Origin of the sequence: Nocardioides sp. CPCC 206348, from assembly GCF_048654705.1 — a bacterium.
Lineage (GTDB): Bacteria > Actinomycetota > Actinomycetes > Propionibacteriales > Nocardioidaceae > Nocardioides.
In genome coordinates, this window is sequence record NZ_JBMCZA010000065.1 from 8,691 (window position 1) to 12,805 (window position 4,115).

General features: G+C 68.0%; 7 protein-coding genes. 4 read left to right on the forward strand and 3 right to left on the reverse strand.

The features are described 5' to 3' along the window. Nucleotides 1-356: hypothetical protein (locus ACOADB_RS02435; protein WP_378596320.1), on the forward strand; the 356-nt coding region annotated here is incomplete at its 5' end. 19 nt (nt 357-375) lie between these two features. Here ACOADB_RS02435 and ACOADB_RS02440 read toward each other — a convergent pair. Continuing rightward, nucleotides 376-501 (reverse strand): DLW-39 family protein, encoded by a 126-nt coding sequence (locus ACOADB_RS02440; RefSeq protein WP_378596321.1) that lies wholly within the window; start codon nt 499-501, stop codon nt 376-378. 121 nt (nt 502-622) lie between these two features. Between ACOADB_RS02440 and ACOADB_RS02445 the strand changes: the two genes are divergently transcribed. Beyond that, nucleotides 623-1,129 carry a peptidylprolyl isomerase gene (locus ACOADB_RS02445; protein ID WP_378596322.1) on the forward strand — a complete coding sequence of 169 codons (507 nt, stop codon included), beginning with the start codon at nt 623-625 and terminating at the stop codon, nt 1,127-1,129. Nucleotides 1,130-1,163: 34 nt separating this feature from the next. Next, a complete protein-coding gene (locus ACOADB_RS02450) occupies nt 1,164-2,087 on the forward strand; it encodes a rhomboid family intramembrane serine protease (protein WP_378596323.1) in 924 nt (307 codons plus the stop codon). A gap of 178 nt (nt 2,088-2,265) precedes the next feature. On the opposite strand, the gene ACOADB_RS02455 is transcribed toward ACOADB_RS02450, so the two are convergent. Next, the gene (locus ACOADB_RS02455) at nt 2,266-2,769 is read right to left on the reverse strand and encodes a cell division protein CrgA (RefSeq protein ID WP_378596324.1); all 504 of its coding nucleotides are present in this window, start codon (nt 2,767-2,769) and stop codon (nt 2,266-2,268) included. 99 nt (nt 2,770-2,868) lie between these two features. Here ACOADB_RS02455 and ACOADB_RS02460 point away from each other — a divergent pair, with 99 nt between their 5' ends. Then, nucleotides 2,869-3,615, forward strand: a complete 747-nt coding sequence (locus ACOADB_RS02460) for a DUF881 domain-containing protein (protein ID WP_378596325.1) — start codon at nt 2,869-2,871, stop codon at nt 3,613-3,615. On the opposite strand, the gene ACOADB_RS02465 is transcribed toward ACOADB_RS02460, so the two are convergent. Next, the coding region (locus ACOADB_RS02465; protein WP_378596326.1) for a PASTA domain-containing protein at nt 3,612-4,115 on the reverse strand (504 nt) is incomplete at its 5' end. The two genes, ACOADB_RS02460 and ACOADB_RS02465, sit on opposite strands and share 4 nt — an antisense overlap.

Sequence of the window (4,115 nt, forward strand, 5' to 3'; positions counted from 1 at the left end):
CCCCGGAGGTTCCAGAGATCCGCCTCCCGCAGACAGAGCACGAGCGCATGGGAGTCGCGGTCTGGACGGCCTGGCATGAAGTCGCCCGGGGACGGGACCTCCTCGGGGATCCGGTACCGGGCGAGATCCTTGCCGCGACGCGGGACGACGAGCGCCAGTTGCTCGCGGACGAGATGGATCGGGCCATGGGTCGGCGGCCGTCCGATCACCAGCTGGTGACCCTGCTGGCTCTGGCCGATGGGTTGCGTGCCCAGTTGGTGCAGCCGGCTTCGAACTTGCCGGTGGGTACTGCGCAGGAGGTGATGGCCCGACAGGTGGCCTCTGTTCTCCAGGTGGAGACGCGACCGGCCGCCTGACGGCCATCACCGGGATCGGTCAGGCGGTCGGCCCTGCCGACTGCCACTGGGAAGCTTCGGCGCTGCCACCCTGCAGCTTCTTGGCCACGGCGGCCACGACCGCACCGAGTGCGGCAACCAGCACGAGCGTCTTCAACTTCTTCATCCCGAGTACTCCTTGCGGTGGTGGTTGTACGGGTAGGACCCAGCATGTCCCATCGCGCAAGCACGGTGCCCGTAGGATCGACCGCGCACGAAGACGTACCCATCACCGAGACGAGGATTTCATGGCAGACCAGGCCATCCTGAAGACGAACAAGGGCGACATCAACGTCACCCTGTTCCCGAACCACGCGCCGGAGACGGTTGCGAACTTCACCGGCCTCGCCACGGGCGAGAAGGCGTACGACGCCGGCAACGGCAAGACGGGCCCGTTCTACGACGGCCTCGGCTTCCACCGCATCATTCCGGGCTTCATGATCCAGGGCGGGTGCCCCCTCGGCACCGGCACCGGTGGCCCCGGCTACACGTTCAAGGACGAGCCGCACCCCGAGCTCGTCTTCGACAAGCCGTACCTGCTCGCGATGGCGAACGCCGGCCCCGGCACCAACGGTTCGCAGTTCTTCATCACCGTCGGCGCGACCACGTGGCTGAACTTCAAGCACACCATCTTCGGTGAGGTCGCCGACCAGGCTGGCCGCGACGTCGTCGACGCCATCGCCGCCGTGCCGACCGGTCGCAACGACAAGCCCGTCGAGCCGATCGTCATCGAGTCCGTCGAAATCGTCGGCTGACCTCGGGTCACGACAGGCTCGACCACCGAGAAAAATGACCAACCCTCCGGTCGGGGTGCCGACCTGTTACCGGCACCCCGACCGCGAGTCCTGGATCCGCTGCCAGCGCTGCGACAAGTCCATCTGTCCGGACTGCATGAATGACGCGGCCGTCGGTTTCCAGTGCCCTGACTGCGTGGCCGAGGGCCGCAAGTCAGTCCGCCAGGCAACAGCGGCGTACGGCGGCGCGCGCTCCACGAACCCGGCGCTGACGTCGCAGGTCCTGATCGGCATCAACGCCGTGATCTGGATCGCGATCATGGCCACCGGCCGGTACGGCAGCTGGCTGTACCAACACTTCGCGCTGCAGCCCACGGGCTCGTGTCGCGAGAGCGACGGGTCGTACTACCCGTTCATCACCGACTCGGCGACGTGCACCAGCGGTGCCACCGCGCAGTGGGTGCTTGGTGTCCACGACGGCGCGTACTGGCAGTTGCTCACCAGCATGTTCACCCACGTCGAGCCGTGGCACCTCGGCTTCAACATGCTGGCGCTGTGGGTGCTCGGCCCCCAACTGGAGCAGGTCTTCGGCCGGACCCGTTTCCTCGCCATCTACCTCCTCTCGGGCCTCTCCGGCTCGGTCGCGGTCTACTGGCTCTCCGCCGAGGCCGGCAGCACTGTCGGTGCCTCCGGCGCGATCTTCGGGATGATGGGCGCGCTGGTCATCGTCGGCCTCAAGGTCGGCGGCCAGCTCCAGGGCCTGCTGATGTGGATCGGCATCAACGTCGCCCTGACGTTCACGTTGTCCAACGTGTCGTGGCAGGGCCACTTCGGCGGCCTGGCCGGCGGCGCGCTGATCGCGGCGGTCATCGCCTACGCGCCGAAGGGTCGTCGTACCCAGCTCCAGGTGATCGGCCTGAGTGCCGTGGGTGTCGCCCTGATCGCGGCGACCCTGGTCCGCACGCTCACCCTGTCCTGATCCGGCCGTGGGCGGCACCTTCATCCACAGGGTTATCCACCATTGTGGATGAATAACACCGGTGTAGTTCTCCACAGCTGGGGACAAGCCTGTGGAACGACAAACGCCGGCGGACCCTGAGGTCCACCGGCGTTCGGGTCTCGAGACGGTTGCTACGCAACCTTCTCGACCAACGACGTCACTCCCAACGCGTGGCGAAGGTGAAGCCGACCGCCATGAAGGCGATGCCGACGAACAGGTTCTTCTGACCGAGGTCGTTGAAGATCGCCAGGTCCTTCGGGTCGTTGCCCGTGAGGAAGATGTAGAAGATGCAGATCCAGATCAGGCCGATGATGAAGCAGCCGAGCATGCCGACCACGACACCGCGGCCACGGCCCAGCGGCGTCTTCGGGTGGGCCGAGATGGCCAGGCCGAGGAACAGCGCGATGAACCCGATCAGGTAGTTCTTGCCCTCGAGGTCCTGGAGGAACGACGGCCCGGTCGGCTGGTTCGGCTTGCCGTCGGCGTTGATGCTGCCGAAGCCGTCGGTCGGACGGACGCCGAAGTAGTAGAAGAGGATCCAGGCGATGCCGCCGACGATGAGCAGCAGGGCGAGCGCGAACCGCAGTGTGAACAGCGGACCGCGGTCCGGCGCGAGCACGTCGCGTTCCTTGCTCTTCAACAGGCGGGGCAACTTGGCCACGGAGGGCTCCTCGATCGTTCTGGGACTTGGGTAGTAGACACTGTCAGTATGACGGGTACGCACACCGGAGGTCCGACGGGCCATCGCTCAGGCCGCTCGTTGGCCTGGCGCATCGGTACGCCCGCCGTTGCCGTGCTGTGCGGCAGCCTGCTCGCGGTGTCGGCCACCAACAGCGACGGCACCGACCTGCGGCCCGGTCGCTACAACGATCTCGCCGGTCTCGTCGAGGGTGAAGCGGCCGACTACCAGGACGTCGAGGACCAGTTCAACACGCTGTCGGCCGAGGTCGACCGGCTCGGCGCCGACGTCAGCGACGAGGGCGTCGACAGCGCCCGTGCGAAGGTCGAGGAGCTCAACGACCCCGCCGGGTTCACCACCCGGCGCGGCGAGGGCCTGCGGATCACGCTCGCCGACGGCCCCGAGGACCTCCTCGAGGAGGCCGCCGAGCGCAACCGCGACCTCCCCCCCGAGAAGCGGCTGAACCTCAACCGCTTCGTCGTGCACCAGCAGGACATCCAGGCCGTGGTCAACGCCCTGTGGAGCGGTGGCGCGCGGGCGGTCACGATCGCCGGCCAGCGCGTCATCAGCACCACCGGCATCAAGTGCACGGGACCCGTCGTCCAGCTCGCCGGTGTGCCGTACCCGCAGCCGTACGTCATCGAAGCGGTCGGGGACCAGACCGCCCTGCTCGCCTCGGTGGAGAACGACGAGCTGGTCAGTCGCTACCGCTCGGACTCCGACAACCCCGAGATCCAGATCGGCTGGACACTCGAGGAGCCCGACCTGGTCACGGCGCCGGCGTACGACGCCGTCCTCGACCTGCAGTACGCCCGACCGCTGCGCTAGCCGCCGGGTGGCGGGTCGAGCGGGTTGAGCGGGTCGGTGCCGGCGGTGACCTCTGCGCCGTCGCTGACGCCGTCCAGGTCGGTGTCGGCGATCGTCGGGTTGGTGCCCCGCGTCGCCTCGTCCGCATCGGAGAGTCCGTCGCCGTCGGTGTCCACCGGCTCGGGCGGCTTCACGTAGATCGACACGTACAGGACGACCCGGTCGCCCTGGCGCAACGGCTCACCGGCGACCGGGTCCTGGCGCGTGATCCGGCCCTTGGGCTGGGTGTCGTCGTCGGCGGCCGCATTGTTGACGACAGGGATGAACCCGGCGTCGCGGATCGCCTTCTCGGCCGCCGCCTGCGTGCGCCCGACGACGTTCGGCACCTTGGCCGGACCGTCGGACACGCACAGCTCGACGATGGCGGACGTGTCGACGGCCATGCCCGCGTCGGGCGACTGGCTGACGACGGTGCCCGCCGGGTCGTCGGACTCCTTGCACTCGGTCTTCTTGATGTTCGC

Bases quoted from the DNA above. Each gene is read 5' to 3' on its own strand.
- ACOADB_RS02440 (WP_378596321.1), bottom strand. From the start codon at position 501: ATGAAGAAGTTGAAGACGCTCGTGCTGGTTGCCGCACTCGGTGCGGTC.
- ACOADB_RS02445 (WP_378596322.1), top strand. From the start codon at position 623: ATGGCAGACCAGGCCATCCTGAAGACGAACAAGGGCGACATCAACGTC.
- ACOADB_RS02450 (WP_378596323.1), top strand. From the start codon at position 1,164: ATGACCAACCCTCCGGTCGGGGTGCCGACCTGTTACCGGCACCCCGAC.